This is a genomic window from Escherichia sp. WS3227_2, assembly GCF_046486495.1.
Classification (GTDB): domain Bacteria; phylum Pseudomonadota; class Gammaproteobacteria; order Enterobacterales; family Enterobacteriaceae; genus Escherichia; species Escherichia coli.
Genome location: NZ_JBJQLG010000001.1, coordinates 482714 through 499173 on the forward strand (window position 1 = coordinate 482714; position 16460 = coordinate 499173).

Consider the following 16460-nt stretch of genomic DNA (forward strand, 5'->3'; position numbering starts at 1 on the left):
GGCACTCGCCATCCGGTAATTATTAGCCTATCTGCACCGACAACATACTTAAACTGCCCATTTCTATACCATCGACCGGAATGGTAATTGGCTCCTGCCCATCCCACGCACCTAAGACATACAACAACGGCAGATAGTGCTCTGGCGTTGGGTTCGATAACGCGCCACCTTCATGGTCGAGATAATTCACCAGAGGATGTTGTTCCACCGGCCCTTGCCACGTCAGATTCGCTTTCACATACTCATTAAACGACGTCGCCCACGGATACGGTGAACTATCACCGTGCCACTTCACTGTGCGCAGGTTATGCACCACGTTACCGCTGGCGACCAACATTATTCCTTCATCTCGCAGCGCTGCGAGTTTGCGCCCCATTTCGAAATGCCAGGCGGCAGGTTTGCTACTGTCGATACTCAACTGCACCATCGGGATATCGGCGTCAGGATACATCTTAATCAGCACGCCCCACGAGCCGTGGTCAAAGCCCCAGGCTTCTTTATCCAGCGTCACCGGGACCGGCGCTAACAGCTCAACCAGATGCTGTGCCAGCGCAGGCGAACCCGGAGCAGGATAATGCGTGTCGTACAGCGCCTGCGGGAAGCCACCAAAGTCATGAATCGTGGGCGGCGTCTCCATCGCGGTCACTCCTGTTCCACGGGTAAACCAGTGAGCCGAAACCACCACAATCGCTTGCGGGCGTGGCAATGTCATCCCCAACTTCTGCCAGCTGCGGGTATACAAATTATCTTCCAGCACGTTCATCGGACTACCGTGACCTAAAAACAATGCTGGCATACGTGTTGAAGACATGATGATATCCTTAACTAAAGGTGTCATTTTGATATCCTCACAATACGCTTGTTCGGCGGAGTAAGAACCCGGATAACAATGATGATGATCATCAGTTATTTTGACGATCTGCCTGAAGGTGAAGATTTATAAGGAGTTGTCGATGTCAGTACCTCTCATTCTGACCATACTGGCGGGGGCAGCCACGTTTATTGGCGCGTTTCTCGGCGTTCTCGGGCAAAAACCCTCGAACCGCTTACTGGCGTTTTCGCTAGGATTTGCGGCGGGGATCATGTTGCTCATCTCATTAATGGAAATGCTTCCTGCCGCACTGGCCGCCGAAGGAATGTCGCCTGTGTTGGGTTATGGAATGTTTATCTTCGGTCTGCTTGGCTATTTTGGCCTGGACCGCATGTTGCCACATGCACATCCGCAGGATTTAATGCAAAAATCGGTGCAGCCGTTGCCAAAATCGATCAAGCGCACAGCCATTCTGCTCACTCTCGGCATCAGTCTGCATAACTTCCCGGAAGGGATTGCCACCTTTGTCACGGCGAGCAGCAACCTGGAGCTGGGATTTGGTATCGCCCTGGCCGTAGCGTTGCACAATATCCCTGAAGGTCTGGCAGTGGCAGGCCCGGTTTATGCGGCAACGGGGTCTAAACGCACCGCGATTCTGTGGGCGGGGATTTCTGGACTAGCAGAAATTCTTGGTGGTGTGCTGGCGTGGTTAATCCTCGGTAGCATGATTTCCCCGGTGGTCATGGCGGCAATCATGGCGGCGGTTGCAGGAATCATGGTGGCGCTCTCCGTGGACGAATTAATGCCGTTAGCCAAAGAGATTGACCCTAATAATAACCCCAGCTATGGCGTGCTGTGTGGGATGTCAGTAATGGGATTTAGTTTAGTGCTGCTACAAACGGCGGGAATTGGTTAAAGACGATAATAACAGATGTTGCCCATTGCTAAAGGCAACATCTGTATCGTTATTAAAGGTATTATTGATGCTTTTCAAACACTTCTTTATCGGAGCGTTTATCTAATTTACTTCGGGCAGCTAACAGCGCATCTCTGTCATGGCGAAAAGCTTTACAGTAACGTTTAAGATGAAGAAAATAGCCACCAGCCAGTAGAACAATTAATACAATCCAGTACCAGGCAATAAACATCCTTTTCACCTTCAAAATTTAACATTACTAAACATTTAGCGTTAAAATTTCACATATCCATCGTTGAATACATTCATATACTCGCATAATTCTGGATCAAGTATATGATTTCGATCATAGTAAGTGTTGTATTATATACCATATCTGGTTAAAAAAAGAACAACCAAGACTATTAATATATATTATCCCCCGATAAAACATTACTAATTAATAATAAAACTTAATAAGCACCACTAGATATATATTATATCTTCACGATTCTTGCGTCCCTACTCGTTTTAATAAATATACTTTACCACCTTACAATATCATACGTAAATTTTTGTCAATGGATGTTCATTTTTTCATCACAACTCATACAAAAAAATTATTATTCACAACGATATACAACAAATATCCAGGTATACGCATCTTAATATATAATGAAAGTGTATGATTTAAGTTTTACTTAATCAGTATTTAATATTAATAACAAGCTAAGTCATCTCTAACTATGGTAATCTCCATAGCGGAATTAATATCAGATTCAAACCTATATTTTCCTCATTCATAGCCTTTCTAATTTATAAAGGATTATAGTCATGTTAAAAAAAACATTGTTATCTATGTTCGCAACCGCATTGTTATCAGGCGTTGCTTTTAACGCTCTTGCTGACGATGCTAATCAGGGTTCCGGTAAAATTACTTTTAAAGGTGAAGTTATCGATGCACCTTGTTCTATTGCTCCTGGTGATGAAGATCAGACAATAAACCTCGGTGAAGTTGCTGATACCGTATTAAAAAGCGGTCAGAAATCTCTGCCTGTAGATGTCACCATTCACTTGCAGGATTGTATTTTATCTGACGGCACGAACACTGTTGATAAAGTCAAAATCACCTTTAGTTCTGCCAGTGTTGACGCTACCGATTCCAACCTGCTTAAAAACACTCTGGAAGGTAACATCGGCGGCGCAACTGATGTAGGCGTACGTCTGGTGAAATCAGACAACACCAACGTGACTCTTGGCACTCCAATCACTATCAACTTCCCGACGACTAACTCCTACCAGGAGTTGAACTTTAAAGCCCGTATGGAATCTCTGGGACGCACCGCGACTCCAGGTAACGTGCAGGCACAAGCTAATTACGTACTCGACTACAAGTAAGCGGCAATTAGTAACTACACAACGTCAGGCGGTAAAGCCGATGAAATTTCATCGGCAACTTTGGGCCTTTTTAGAAATGGATTTTTATGAACAATAAAAACACGTTTACCGGGGATAAGTTATCCCATGCAATTAAAATTGCCCTGTCTGGCGTTGTGTGTTCCCTACTCTTCGTTTTGCCAGTCCACGCCGTAGAATTCAACGTCGATATGGTTGACGCAGAAGACCGTGAGAATATTGATATCTCGCGTTTTGAGAAAAAAGGCTATATCCCCCCTGGTAGATACCTCGTTCGTGTGCAAATAAATAAAAATATGTTGCCACAAACGTTAATACTGGAATGGGTAAAAGCCGATAATGAAAGTGGTTCGTTACTCTGCTTAACCAAAGAAAATTTGACTAATTTCGGTCTTAATACGGAATTTATTGAATCATTGCAAAACATAGCTGGCAGCGAATGTCTCGATTTAAGCCAACGTCAGGAATTAACGACACGACTTGATAAAGCTACGATGATATTATCGCTAAGTGTTCCCCAGGCATGGTTAAAATACCAGGCAACAAACTGGACGCCACCAGAGTTTTGGGATGCCGGTATCGCCGGGTTTATCCTTGATTACAACGTGTACGCCAGCCAGTATGCCCCACATCACGGAGACAGCACCCAAAACGTCAGCTCCTATGGTACGTTAGGCTTTAACCTCGGCGCATGGCGCTTACGTAGCGATTACCAATATAATCAGAATTTTGCTGATGGACGCTCGGTAAACCACGACAGCGAATTTGCGCGAACTTATCTGTTTCGCCCTATCCCCTCCTGGTCGTCAAAATTCACTATGGGCCAGTACGACCTGAGCTCCAATCTTTACGATACCTTCCACTTTACTGGCGCATCGCTGGAAAGTGATGAAAGCATGCTGCCGCCAGATTTACAGGGTTATGCGCCACAAATTACCGGTATCGCGCAGACCAACGCTAAAGTGACTGTGGCACAAAATGGTCGCGTACTTTATCAAACCACTGTCGCGCCAGGCCCTTTTACTATTTCTGATTTGGGGCAATCGTTTCAGGGGCAGTTGGATGTCACAGTGGAAGAAGAAGATGGCCGCACCAGCACCTTCCAGGTTGGCTCCGCATCCATTCCCTATTTAACCCGTAAAGGGCAAGTGCGCTATAAGACGTCGCTGGGAAAACCAACATCCGTCGGGCATAACGATATCAATAATCCCTTTTTCTGGACGGCGGAAGCCTCCTGGGGCTGGCTGAACAATGTGTCGCTGTATGGTGGCGGCATGTTCACCGCTGATGATTATCAGGCTATCACTACCGGTATTGGCTTTAACCTTAACCAATTCGGTTCGCTTTCTTTTGATGTCACCGGAGCAGACGCCTCTCTGCAGCAACAAAATAGCGACAATCTGCGTGGTTACAGCTATCGCTTCAACTATGCAAAGCATTTCGAATCGACAGGTAGTCAGATTACCTTCGCGGGTTATCGCTTCTCAGATAAAGATTACGTGTCGATGAGTGAGTACCTAAGCTCGCGTAATGGCGATGAGTCAATTGATAATGAAAAAGAGAGTTATGTCATTTCCTTGAACCAGTACTTTGAAACGCTGGAATTAAACTCTTATCTCAACGTTACACGCAATACTTATTGGGACAGCGCCAGCAATACCAACTACTCCGTATCTGTAAGCAAAAACTTTGATATTGGCGATTTCAAAGGTATCTCTGCATCGCTGGCAGTAAGTCGAATCCGCTGGGATGACGACGAAGAGAATCAATATTACTTCTCTTTCTCTCTACCTTTACAACAAAACCGCAACATCTCCTACAGTATGCAGCGTACGGGAAGCAGTAATACTTCGCAGATGATTTCCTGGTACGATTCATCAGATCGCAACAATATCTGGAATATTTCTGCGTCGGCAACTGACGACAATATACGTGATGGCGAACCCACACTGCGCGGCAGCTACCAGCACTATTCGCCGTGGGGACGTCTGAACATTAATGGCAGTGTACAGCCGAATCAGTACAATTCTGTTACCGCAGGCTGGTACGGTTCACTTACCGCTACACGTCATGGTGTCGCTCTTCACGATTATAGCTATGGCGATAACGCCCGCATGATGGTCGATACCGATGGCATCTCCGGCGTTGAAATCAACTCTAACCGAACTGTTACCAACGGGCTGGGCATCGCCGTGATACCTTCGTTATCGAACTACACCACCTCCATGTTGCGGGTGAACAATAACGATCTGCCTGAAGGTGTCGATGTCGAAAACTCGGTTATTCGTACTACGCTCACCCAGGGTGCCATCGGCTACGCAAAACTGAATGCCACCACCGGATACCAAATCGTCGGCGTTATTCGTCAGGAAAATGGCCGCTTCCCTCCACTAGGTGTGAATGTCACGGATAAAGCGACAGGTAAAGATGTGGGCCTGGTAGCGGAAGATGGCTTCGTTTATCTCAGCGGTATTCAGGAAAACAGTATTCTGCATTTAACCTGGGGTGATAATACCTGTGAAGTCACGCCGCCAAACCAAAGTAACATTAGTGAAAGCGCAATAATTTTACCTTGTAAAACAGTCAAATAATTCAGGATGAATATAATGAAATTACCATTAATCACAACAGGAATGATTTGTTTTCTGGGGATCTGCAACTTTGCCCAGGCTACTGTCTCCCCCGACAGGACACGCATCATTTTTAATGCTTCGAATAAAAGCGCAACGGTTCGCCTGACCAATCAAAGTAAAATCGATCCTTATCTGGCTCAGTCGTGGATTGAAGATGCCAGCGGTAAAAAAACGCGCGATTACATTTCAACACTGCCGCCGATGGAACGTATTGAGCCTGATGAACAGGTACAAATTCGCCTGATGGCGCTGGCCTCGTTAAATAACTTGCCACAGGACAGAGAAACGCTGTTCTACTATAACGTGCGGGAAATTCCGCCGCGCGCCAAAGAACAGAATGTCATGCAAATCGCCATGCAAAGCCGTCTGAAGCTATTCTGGCGGCCAAAAGCGATTGAGTTAAAAGAGGGGGAGATGGTTCCTCTGCAAAAAGTGACGATTACCCGCACCGCCGTCGATCTGACCCTGAATAACCCGACGCCTTATCATATTACCGTCGGCTATATCGGCACTAATGGCAAGACACTGATGCCTGGTGCGGACAGTATTATGGTGGCACCATTTGCTTCTGCGACTCAACACTTAAACAACCTGCCCTCTACCTTCCAGTTAGGCTTTGTGGCGGACTACGGCGGGCTGGAGATGTTTAAAGTGGTATGCAATTCCGTCCAGTCCCTCTGCCAAAGTACTCCTGCGAAGAAGGGGAAAATATGATTACGCTTTTTCGACTACTGGCGATTCTTTGCCTTTTTTTTAACGTTTCAGCTTTTGCTGTTGATTGCTATCAGGATGGGTACAGCGGAACAACCCTCATAAATGGAGATTTACCAACGTTCAAAATTCCAGAGAATGCGCAACCTGGGCAAAAAATTTGGGAGAGCGGAGATATTAATATCACAGTTTATTGTGACAATGCACCAGGATGGTCAAGTAATAACCCATCAGAAAATGTCTATGCCTGGATCAAATTGCCCCAAATAAATAGTGCCGATATGTTGAATAATCAGTATTTAACATTTGGCGTGACTTATAATGGTGTGGATTATGAAGGGACAAATGAAAAAATTGATACTCATGCGTGCCTGGATAAATATGAACAATACTATAATGGGTATTATCATGACCCTGTATGCAATGGCAGCACTCTTCAAAAAAATGTAACATTTAACGCCCATTTTCGCGTCTATGTAAAATTCAAAAGCCGCCCGGCAGGAGATCAGACGGTAAACTTTGGCACAGTCAACGTGCTGCAATTCGACGGTGAAGGCGGGGCGAACATGGCCCCCAACGCGAAAAATTTACGCTATGCGATTACGGGGTTAGATAATATTTCATTCCTTGACTGTAGTGTCGACGTCCGCATTTCCCCGGAAAGTCAGATAGTCAATTTTGGGCAGATCGCTGCGAATTCCATTGCAACTTTCCCACCGAAGGCAGCATTCAGCGTTTCTACCATAAAAGACATTGCGTCTGATTGTACCGAACAGTTTGATGTTGCAACCAGTTTCTTTACTTCAGATACATTATATGACAATACGCATCTGGAAATAGGTAACGGCTTGCTCATGCGAATTACTGATCAAAAAACGCAAGAAGATATTGAATTTAACCAGTTCAAATTATTTAGTACTTATATTCCCGGTCAGAGTGCGGCAATGGCAACCCGCGATTACCAGGCCGAATTAACCCAAAAACCTGGTGAACCACTCGTCTATGGCCCATTTCAGAAAGACCTGATAGTTAAAATCAACTACCACTAAACAGCAAAATGCCGGGAACATCCCGGCATTTTCATATTTAGTATTTCACCTCATTAGCTGGCTTTACGCTCATGTGCCTGACGGTATGCCACCAGGTCTTCAATAGTCACGAGCGCCATATTGTGTTTATTGGCAAACTCAATGCACTCTGGTGCACGCGCCATCGTGCCATCGTCATTAGTCAGCTCACACAGCACACCAGCCGGTTTAAAGCCTGCCAGCGTCATTAGATCAATAGTAGCTTCAGTATGGCCGCCACGCGTCAGTACACCACCAGCCTGAGCGCGAAGTGGGAAAACGTGGCCCGGGCGATTCAGATCAGAAGGTTTTGCGCCATCGGCAATCGCTGCGCGAACGGTCGTAATACGGTCAGCGGCAGAAACACCGGTAGTCACACCTTCAGCCGCTTCAATGGTCACGGTAAAACCGGTGCCATAGGCGCTGGTGTTATTTTCTACCATCATTGGCAGATCGAGTTGTTTACGGCGATCTTCAGTAATGCACAGGCAAACAATACCGCTACCGTGGCGAATGGTCAGCGCCATCTGCTCAACGGTCATGGTTTCTGCCGGGAAGATCATATCGCCTTCGTTTTCACGGTCTTCATCATCAAGCACCATTACACCGCGTCCTTCACGCAGCGCAGCCAGTGCATTTTCAACACGTTCGAAAGGCGTACCAAAAGAGGAAAGTAGCGTCTGATTCATGGTAAAAAAACCTCACTAAAATTATGGTTACCAGAATCAGGGCAGTCTTAGGAGTGGCGGCATATAGCCAAAATAACGTGAGCGGGTCCATGCCCGACAGAATCGTTACTCTCTCCCATCCGGACTCTAACCGTCGGCCCCGGAATTACACCGGATCTGCTGTCCTTTGAGTTCGCACCCAAAGCGCTCGCGGGCTTTCAACTGAGTTGATTTACCGCCGGTGGGGAATTTCGCCCCGCCCTGAGAATAAGCGGATTCACTATAACGCTAATGATTAGCGGCAGCAACGCATAGCTTCACATAATTCTGGTTTATGACTTACCCTTATCGCACTACAATGGCACTCAACACCTATCAGTACAGGGAAACTACAATGATTGACCCGAAAAAAATTGAGCAAATCGCTCGCCAGGTTCACGAATCAATGCCTAAAGGAATCAGGGAGTTCGGGGAAGATGTGGAGAAAAAAATCCGCCAAACCCTACAAGCGCAGCTGACGCGTCTCGATCTGGTGAGCCGCGAAGAATTCGACGTACAGACACAAGTCCTGTTACGGACTCGTGAGAAACTGGCATTACTGGAGCAGCGCATCAGTGAACTGGAAGCGCGCAATAATTCGGTAGCAGATCTTCAATCTCCTCCGGCTATCCCGCCTATTGATAAAGCAGAATAAAGCAACACAAAAACGGGCCAGACGGCCCGTAATATCAGTGTTCTAATTCAAGTTCTCTGGTTTGCATCATCTGTTGGCAATACCAGGCATAACGTGCGCAAAACCAGGTTCTATGTTCTTCATCCATGTTACCAGTAACGGCCAGAATATCGACCGGGCGACCTTCTGCGTGCATTCTGGCAAAACTACGCGCCAGGAAATCGAAATTATTTAAAGAATTAAGACTATGATCCATAAGCACATCCTCCGGTTATCGCATACCTTTTAAGGCCATATGCTTTTTCTGATTTCAGTATTCCCCAATCAGTGTAGTGCCTTTAAACATAACGTGCGTAAATATATTGTCCCCGATCACACTTTTTAGTGAAAAATAAAAAACCATATTAAAAGACTTTCTCTTCCAGAACTTCTCTAACATGTGTTATTATTAACAAAGACAAATGTAAGCAAGGAAACTATCCCAAAGTAAATATTGCGTCACTAAATGGACATTGGAGTGACATATGATTTTATTCGCCGACTATAATACCCCTTATCTTTTCGCTATTTCCTTTGTACTGTTGATCGGCCTTTTAGAAATTTTTGCGCTTATCTGCGGTCACATGCTCTCCGGTGCTCTTGATGCACATCTTGACCATTATGATTCCATAACCACAGGTCATATTAGCCAGGCACTTCATTATCTCAATATCGGAAGATTGCCAGCTCTCGTCGTTCTCTGCTTGCTGGCTGGTTTTTTTGGTCTTATTGGCATCCTGTTGCAGCATGCCTGCATCATGGTCTGGCAATCACCACTGTCGAACCTGTTCGTGGTTCCTGTCAGTTTACTGTTTACGATTATTGCGGTGCATTATACCGGTAAAATAGTTGCGACCTGGATTCCACGCGACCATAGTTCAGCTATTACAGAAGAAGAATATATTGGTAGCATGGCATTAATTACCGGTCATCAAGCCACTTCAGGTAATCCCTGCGAAGGAAAACTCACCGATCAATTTGGCCAAATACATTATTTACTACTAGAGCCTGAAGAAGGAAAAATTTTCACTAAAGGAGACAAAGTGTTAATTATTTGCCGACTTTCTGCAACGCGATATTTGGCGGAAAACAATCCCTGGCCCCAAATATTGTAATTTATTAATCAAAAGGAAATTTAATAATGGATGATATTGTTAATTCTGTGCCCTCCTGGATGTTTACCGCAATTATTGCCGTATGCATTCTGTTTATTATTGGAATTATTTTCGCCAGGCTCTATCGTCGCGCTTCGGCAGAGCAAGCTTTTGTTCGTACTGGTTTAGGTGGGCAAAAAGTGGTAATGAGCGGTGGCGCAATCGTGATGCCGATCTTTCATGAAATAATCCCCATCAATATGAATACTCTGAAGCTGGAAGTCAGCCGCTCAACCATTGATAGCCTGATTACGAAAGATCGTATGCGCGTCGATGTCGTTGTCGCTTTCTTTGTGCGGGTAAAACCGTCAGTGGAAGGTATTGCCACCGCCGCCCAGACGCTGGGGCAACGCACCCTGTCGCCTGAAGACTTACGTATGTTGGTTGAAGATAAATTTGTCGATGCCCTCCGTGCAACAGCTGCACAAATGACCATGCATGAGTTACAGGATACCCGCGAGAACTTCGTGCAGGGCGTACAAAATACCGTAGCTGAAGATCTGTCGAAAAATGGCCTGGAACTGGAAAGCGTTTCACTTACCAACTTTAACCAGACGTCGAAAGAACATTTCAATCCTAACAACGCCTTTGACGCCGAAGGTTTAACCAAGCTGACGCAGGAGACGGAGCGCCGTCGTCGCGAACGTAACGAAGTTGAACAGGATGTAGAAGTTGCGGTGCGTGAGAAAAACCGTGATGCACTTTCGCGGAAGCTGGAGATTGAACAACAAGAAGCGTTTATGACGCTTGAGCAGGAGCAGCAGGTTAAAACCCGTACCGCTGAGCAGAATGCGAAAATTGCGGCTTTTGAGGCCGAGCGTCGTCGGGAAGCAGAGCAGACGCGAATTCTGGCTGAACGACAGATTCAGGAAACAGAAATCGACCGCGAACAGGCCGTCCGCTCAAGAAAAGTTGAAGCTGAACGTGAAGTTCGCATTAAAGAGATCGAACAGCAGCAGGTCACCGAAATCGCTAACCAGACGAAATCGATCGCGATTGCCGCCAAATCGGAACAACAGTCACAAGCGGAAGCGCGTGCCAACCTTGCACTTGCAGAAGCGGTAAGCGCCCAGCAAAACGTAGAAACAACTCGCCAGACCGCAGAAGCCGATCGTGCTAAACAAGTTGCCCTAATCGCTGCCGCGCAGGATGCAGAAACCAAAGCGGTTGAACTGACCGTGCGGGCGAAAGCAGAGAAAGAAGCCGCAGAGATGCAGGCGGCGGCAATCGTTGAGTTAGCCGAAGCTACGCGTAAAAAGGGTCTGGCGGAAGCAGAAGCGCAACGTGCGCTGAACGACGCTATCAACGTACTTTCTGACGAGCAAACTAGCCTTAAATTCAAACTGGCCTTGTTGCAGGCGCTACCTGCGGTAATAGAAAAATCCGTTGAGCCGATGAAATCTATTGACGGTATCAAGATTATTCAGGTCGATGGTCTGAATCGTGGCAGCGCTGCGGGTGATGCAAACACGGGTAATGTAGGGGGCGGAAACCTGGCGGAACAAGCGTTATCAGCCGCACTCTCTTACCGCACACAGGCACCGCTGATTGACTCCTTACTCAATGAAATTGGCGTTTCAGGCGGCTCGCTGGCGGCATTGACTTCCCCCTTAACCTCAACAACTCCCGTCGCAGAAAACGTAGAATAAATTTTCAACTATGAACATCCCTGGCCCAAAAGGCCGGGGATTTTTTATATCTGCGTTCCGCAAAAAACTGCAAATGCTCAGGTCGTTGCAGCCTTTTGCGTGACCACTCGGGGAAGGCAAAACTGCCTCAGGGAAAGCGTTGCGCGGGGTCCGGCGCTCATCAACAATCGGGGAGTCAGCAAGGGGCTGAAACGGGAAAGCCCCTCCCGAAGAAGGGGCCTTACAGAAGGAAAGGGTTATGATGAAGTTCGTCATCATACTGGTTGTGTTGTTACTGTTAAGTTTCCCGACTTACTAACAACTCATCAGAGGGGGAAGAAATCCTCCCTTACCCTTGTTCCTTTACTCTAGGTTGAAAAAACAACAGCGTCAATAGGCCTGCCAGGTACGAAGCGAGATCTGTGAAACGCTTTCCGGTTAGCCTTTTTTATCCTGTTGGATCTTCTTGATGATGTTGGTAGTCGAGCAACCGTCTTCAAAGTTGAGCACCAGCACTTCGCCGCCGTTGGCCCAGACTTCTTTACTCCCGGCAATCTCTTCTGGTTTATAGTCGCCACCTTTCACCAGCAGGTCTGGCAGGATCCCGGCAATTAAGCGCTGCGGCGTGTCTTCTTCAAACGACACCACCCAGTCGACCGCTTCCAGTGCGCCCAGCACAATCATACGCTGTTCGAGCGGGTTAACGGGGCGGGAATCCCCTTTCAGCCGTTTGGTGGAGGCATCGCTGTTCACAGCGACAATCAGGCGGTCACCCAGTTTGCGGGCATTTGCCAGATAGGAGACGTGCCCGGCGTGCAGGATGTCGAAGACGCCGTTGGTCATCACCACTTTTTCACCGCGTTTACGCGCCGCCGCTACAGCAAGCTTCAGTTCCTCTTCGGTCATCACACCAAAGCCGGTATCTGCACGTCCACGTACTGCATTTTCCAGCTCGATCGGCGAAACCGTGGATGTCCCCAGTTTGCCGACCACCACGCCTGCCGCCGCATTGGCAAAGAAGCAGGCTTCTTCCAGCGAATTACCCGCTGCCAGCGTTGCCGCCAGGACGCCAATCACCGTGTCGCCCGCACCGGTAACGTCATACACTTCCTGCGCCTGAGTTGGCATATGCAGCGGTGCTTTACCCGGTTGCAGCAGCGACATACCCTGTTCGGAACGGGTCACCAACAGAGCCGAGAGTTCGTAATCGGCAATCAGTTTCATGCCGCGTTCAACAATCTCTTCTTCGGTCTTACATTTACCGACAACAGCTTCAAATTCCGAGAGATTCGGCGTTAACAGCGTAGCGCCGCGGTAGCGCTCAAAATCGGTACCTTTTGGATCAATCAGCACCGGAACACCCGCTTTACGCGCCAGTTGGATCATCTGCTGTACGCTTGCCAGCGCACCTTTGGCGTAGTCAGAAAGCACCAGCGCGCCAATCGAACTCAGTGCCTGATTAATCCGCTCGTGCAGCGGCTGCGGATCAACCCCTTCGAAACCTTCTTCGAAATCCAGACGAATCAGCTGTTGGTTGCGGGAAAGTACCCGTAATTTGGTGATAGTCGGATGCGTCGGTACAGAAACAAAGTCGCATTTGACGTTGACGTCGGCCAGAGATTTACTGAGCGCGCGCGCCGCATCGTCAATGCCCGTCAACCCGACCAGGCGTGCATTAGCACCGAGAGAAGCGATATTCATCGCCACGTTAGCCGCGCCGCCCGGACGTTCTTCGATGGTATTCACTTTAACCACGGGCACCGGCGCTTCCGGCGAGATACGGCTGGTGGGACCGTACCAGTAACGATCCAGCATCACATCACCAACCACCATCACTCCTGCACGTTCAAACTCTGGCAGCGTTACTTTCATTCCTGTCTCCTGAGAGATTCAAAATTTGCGCGCGATAATACCATACTTCATTCTTCCACCAGCCACTTCTGCCAGCTTGCCCGCACCAGTTCACGCTCTGCGGTGAAGCAATCCTCCGACACATGGCCCGGCAATTCCTGTAATGCCAGATGATGAAGTTCATCGCGCAGCGTCGTGTAAGCACGGGTCAGCGCCATCGCTTCCTGCTCTTCCATAATGTCGTTTTGCGCCAGTAGTTCCAGAATGCGCACGTTGTCTGACCAGCGCGTTAACTTCGGTTTTTCATGAGCGTAGCGCAATACCAGATATTGAGTAATAAATTCGATATCGGTAATTCCGCCTTCATCGGCTTTGATATCAAAGCGATCGCGATGTTTATTGCCGAGATGGGCACGCATTTTCTCGCGCATTTCCCGCACTTCTGTTTGCAGGGTTTTGTCTTCGCGCGGCAGCGTCATAATCTCCCGGCGTACTGCGTCAAAGTGCGCGGTGAGCTGCGGATCGCCGTACACTACACGCGCACGCACCAGCGCCTGATGTTCCCACGTCCAGGCCTCGTTTTTCTGATAATCGGCAAACGCTTCTGCGGATGTCACCAGCATTCCCGCCGCCCCGGACGGACGCAGTCGTGCATCCACTTCATACAAAATGCCGGAAGAGGTTCGCGTACTGAACAGATGCATAATGCGTTGCGCCAGACGCAGATAAAACTGTCGCCCGTCGATTTCCCGCTCGCCGTCAGTCATCGCATCCATTGGGCAATCATGGAGGAAGATCAGGTCAAGATCGGAACTGTAGCCTAACTCCCAGCCGCCCAACTTGCCGTAGCCGACCACCGCAAAACCACGCCCTTCGCGTTCGTTCAGGTGATTTGGCTTACCGTAGCGGGCAACCATTTGAACCCACGCCTGCTGAACGACGGCATCTATCATAGCCTCCGCCAGCCAGGTTAAGTGATCGCTCACTTTCATTACCGGTAGCGTACCGGCGATATCCGCTGCCGCAATACGTAACAGTTGCGCCTGTTTGAACTGACGCAGCGCCTCAAGCTGTTGTTCTTCGTCATCTTCCGGCACGCGCAGCAAATACTGGCGCAGTTCATCACGGTAGGCATCGGTCGCCGTCGGCTGGTAGAGAGTGTTTGGATCGAGCAGTTCATCCAGCAATAACGGATAGCGCGCCAGCTGGCTGGCAATCATCGGCGATGCGGCACACAGAGAAATCAAATGCTTAAGCGCCGCAGGAAATTCACTGAGCAATTCTAAATAGGTGGTGCGGGTAACAATCCCCACCAGCAAGGCCGTAATGCGCGACAGCGTTACAGTAGCGTCTTCACGTGTACAGACATCTCTTAGCAGATGTGGCATCAGATGGTCGAGCACCTGACGTCCGCGTGGCCCGATTGTGCGCTTATCCAGCTCTTTGCGGAAATCGGCAATCAGCGTCAGCACCTGTTTGCGATCGTCCTCGCTAAGATGCGCCAGCACTGGTGTAGTGTCATCTTCCTGCAACGCGTCCTGCCACAGCTCACGCCACTGTTCCGACAGCGACTCTTCCTGAGTTTCACTTTCGTCGTCGCCAATCAATTCATTAAACACCCGGCGCACATTGGTCATATGTCCGGTCAGCATCCCAGTCAGTTGCTGCCAGTCAGCAAAGTCCATCGCCCACGCCAGCCGCGCACGGTTAAGCTCATCAGAAGGAAGCGTCTGGGTTTGTTCGTCGTTAATACTTTGCAGCAGGTTTTCCAGACGCCGCAGGAACAGATACGCCACTCGCAATTGTTCAGCATCGTTTTCAGAAAGCAGATGCAGCTCGGCAATGGCGCTGAGCGTTGGCAGTAAAGAGCGCGATTGCAGCGACGGTTCGCGCCCGCCGCGAATGAGCTGGAATACCTGGACGATAAATTCAATTTCACGAATGCCACCCGCGCCAAGTTTGATGTTGTCGGTCAAACCGCGTCGGCGCACTTCACGGGCAATCATCCCTTTCATGTTGCGCAGCGACTGGATGACGCTGAAATCGATGTAACGGCGGAAAACAAACGGGCGCAGCATCGCACGCAACTCGTTAGCATAGACGCCTTCGCTATCCCCCATAATCCGCGCCTTGACCATCGCGTAACGCTCCCAGTCGCGCCCCTGCTCCTGGTAATAATCTTCCAGCGCCGCAAAGCTCAGCACCAGCGGGCCACTTTCGCCAAACGGACGCAGTCGCATATCCACGCGATAGACGAAGCCATCCTGCGTTGGTTGATCCAGCACTTTAATCAGCCGCTGGCCCATGCGGGTAAAAAACTGCGCATTATCCAGTTCCCGGCGTCCGCCCTGCGTACAACCATGTTCCGGCCAGGCAAAAATCAGATCGATATCTGATGAGAAATTCAGTTCCCCGCCGCCCAGCTTACCCATGCCTAAAATCAGCAGCGGTTGCGCTTCGCCCTGCGCATTGCACGGCGTTCCCCACTCGCGGCAGCAGGCGTCATACAGCCAGTCACGCGCCGCAACAATCAGCGTCTCCGCCAGATGACTCAGCTGCTGCAAAATGCTCTCTTCAGTAACCAGTGCCAGCGTTTGCGCCCAGGCGATGCGCACCATAATGCGCCGCCGGAATAGCCGCAGTTCGCGCATTAACCCGGCTTCATCACTCACATTACTGAGCGCCTCCTGCAACCATGCCGCGTAATGCTGCCATTCGTCGGCCTGCGGCGGTTGGCTTTCCAGTTCCGTCAGCCACTCTGGATGCGCAATCACGCTGTCCTGCACAAAATCACTGAAAGTAAGTACTGACTTCGCCTGTGCGCTAAGTGATTCCTCGGCTAAAGGCTCTGGCAGCCGCTCAACAACGGTCTGCCAGTACTGCTGTAACGGTGAAGAGAGCGGCTTCATAAGCG

15 protein-coding genes and 1 riboswitch are annotated in these 16460 nt (G+C 48.9%); of the genes, 9 read left to right on the forward strand and 6 right to left on the reverse strand.

Translation table 11 applies throughout. From position 1 onward, the window contains the following. Nucleotides 1-22: 22 nt before the first annotated feature. On the reverse strand, nt 23-811 hold the full coding sequence (gene ygiD, locus ACJHXB_RS02345) for a 4,5-DOPA dioxygenase extradiol (RefSeq protein WP_001469251.1): 789 nt from the start codon (nt 809-811) through the stop codon (nt 23-25). A 142-nt stretch (nt 812-953) separates the two neighbouring features. Between ygiD and zupT the strand changes: the two genes are divergently transcribed. Continuing rightward, entirely contained in the window at nt 954-1727 is a 774-nt protein-coding gene (gene zupT / locus ACJHXB_RS02350; RefSeq protein ID WP_001295627.1) for a zinc transporter ZupT, read from the forward strand. A gap of 61 nt (nt 1728-1788) precedes the next feature. On the opposite strand, the gene ACJHXB_RS02355 is transcribed toward zupT, so the two are convergent. Continuing rightward, a complete protein-coding gene (locus ACJHXB_RS02355; RefSeq protein WP_001296421.1) occupies nt 1789-1959 on the reverse strand; it encodes a hypothetical protein in 171 nt (56 codons plus the stop codon). 581 nt (nt 1960-2540) lie between these two features. Between ACJHXB_RS02355 and ACJHXB_RS02360 the strand changes: the two genes are divergently transcribed. The 4 genes from ACJHXB_RS02360 to ACJHXB_RS02375 all read left to right on the forward strand — a co-directional run bounded on the left by ACJHXB_RS02360 (nt 2541) and on the right by ACJHXB_RS02375 (nt 7515). After that, nucleotides 2541-3104, forward strand: a complete 564-nt coding sequence (locus ACJHXB_RS02360) for a fimbrial-like protein (protein ID WP_000915007.1) — start codon at nt 2541-2543, stop codon at nt 3102-3104. 86 nt (nt 3105-3190) lie between these two features. Continuing rightward, complete coding sequence (locus ACJHXB_RS02365; protein WP_001060686.1) at nt 3191-5713, forward strand: fimbria/pilus outer membrane usher protein; 2523 nt, start codon at nt 3191-3193, stop codon at nt 5711-5713. Between the two features lie 15 nt (nt 5714-5728). Beyond that, the gene (locus ACJHXB_RS02370) at nt 5729-6469 is read left to right on the forward strand and encodes a molecular chaperone (RefSeq protein WP_410233457.1); all 741 of its coding nucleotides are present in this window, start codon (nt 5729-5731) and stop codon (nt 6467-6469) included. Then, a complete protein-coding gene (locus ACJHXB_RS02375) occupies nt 6466-7515 on the forward strand; it encodes a hypothetical protein (RefSeq protein ID WP_000631276.1) in 1050 nt (349 codons plus the stop codon). Before ACJHXB_RS02370 ends, ACJHXB_RS02375 begins: the two co-directional genes overlap by 4 nt. A 53-nt stretch (nt 7516-7568) precedes the next feature. Here ACJHXB_RS02375 and ribB read toward each other — a convergent pair whose 3' ends face one another. Beyond that, nucleotides 7569-8222, reverse strand: coding sequence for a 3,4-dihydroxy-2-butanone-4-phosphate synthase (gene ribB / locus ACJHXB_RS02380; protein ID WP_001076997.1), 654 nt, complete (start codon nt 8220-8222; stop codon nt 7569-7571). A 103-nt stretch (nt 8223-8325) separates the two neighbouring features. Further along, nucleotides 8326-8474: riboswitch (FMN riboswitch) on the reverse strand. Between the two features lie 121 nt (nt 8475-8595). On the opposite strand from ribB, the gene ubiK reads away from it, so the two are divergent. Then, nucleotides 8596-8895: a ubiquinone biosynthesis accessory factor UbiK gene (ubiK, locus tag ACJHXB_RS02385; protein ID WP_001298379.1), complete on the forward strand. Its 300-nt coding sequence runs from the start codon at nt 8596-8598 to the stop codon at nt 8893-8895. A gap of 34 nt (nt 8896-8929) precedes the next feature. On the opposite strand, the gene glgS is transcribed toward ubiK, so the two are convergent. Beyond that, entirely contained in the window at nt 8930-9130 is a 201-nt protein-coding gene (gene glgS, locus ACJHXB_RS02390; protein WP_001296424.1) for a cell surface composition regulator GlgS, read from the reverse strand. Nucleotides 9131-9398: 268 nt separating this feature from the next. On the opposite strand from glgS, the gene ACJHXB_RS02395 reads away from it, so the two are divergent. From ACJHXB_RS02395 to ibsE, 3 genes are all read left to right on the forward strand, one after another. Further along, nucleotides 9399-10028 (forward strand): OB-fold-containig protein, encoded by a 630-nt coding sequence (locus tag ACJHXB_RS02395; protein WP_000599927.1) that lies wholly within the window; start codon nt 9399-9401, stop codon nt 10026-10028. A 26-nt stretch (nt 10029-10054) separates the two neighbouring features. Further along, nucleotides 10055-11716 (forward strand): flotillin family protein, encoded by a 1662-nt coding sequence (locus tag ACJHXB_RS02400; protein WP_000341036.1) that lies wholly within the window; start codon nt 10055-10057, stop codon nt 11714-11716. A gap of 238 nt (nt 11717-11954) precedes the next feature. Next, on the forward strand, nt 11955-12014 hold the full coding sequence (gene ibsE, locus ACJHXB_RS02405; RefSeq protein ID WP_001387082.1) for a type I toxin-antitoxin system Ibs family toxin: 60 nt from the start codon (nt 11955-11957) through the stop codon (nt 12012-12014). A 119-nt stretch (nt 12015-12133) separates the two neighbouring features. Here the strand turns inward: ibsE and hldE are convergent, their stop codons facing one another. Both hldE and glnE read right to left on the reverse strand, forming a co-directional pair. After that, nucleotides 12134-13567: a bifunctional D-glycero-beta-D-manno-heptose-7-phosphate kinase/D-glycero-beta-D-manno-heptose 1-phosphate adenylyltransferase HldE gene (gene hldE / locus ACJHXB_RS02410; protein WP_000869178.1), complete on the reverse strand. Its 1434-nt coding sequence runs from the start codon at nt 13565-13567 to the stop codon at nt 12134-12136. A 47-nt stretch (nt 13568-13614) separates the two neighbouring features. Continuing rightward, entirely contained in the window at nt 13615-16455 is a 2841-nt protein-coding gene (glnE, locus tag ACJHXB_RS02415) for a bifunctional [glutamate--ammonia ligase]-adenylyl-L-tyrosine phosphorylase/[glutamate--ammonia-ligase] adenylyltransferase (RefSeq protein WP_001469252.1), read from the reverse strand. Nucleotides 16456-16460 lie beyond the last annotated feature (5 nt).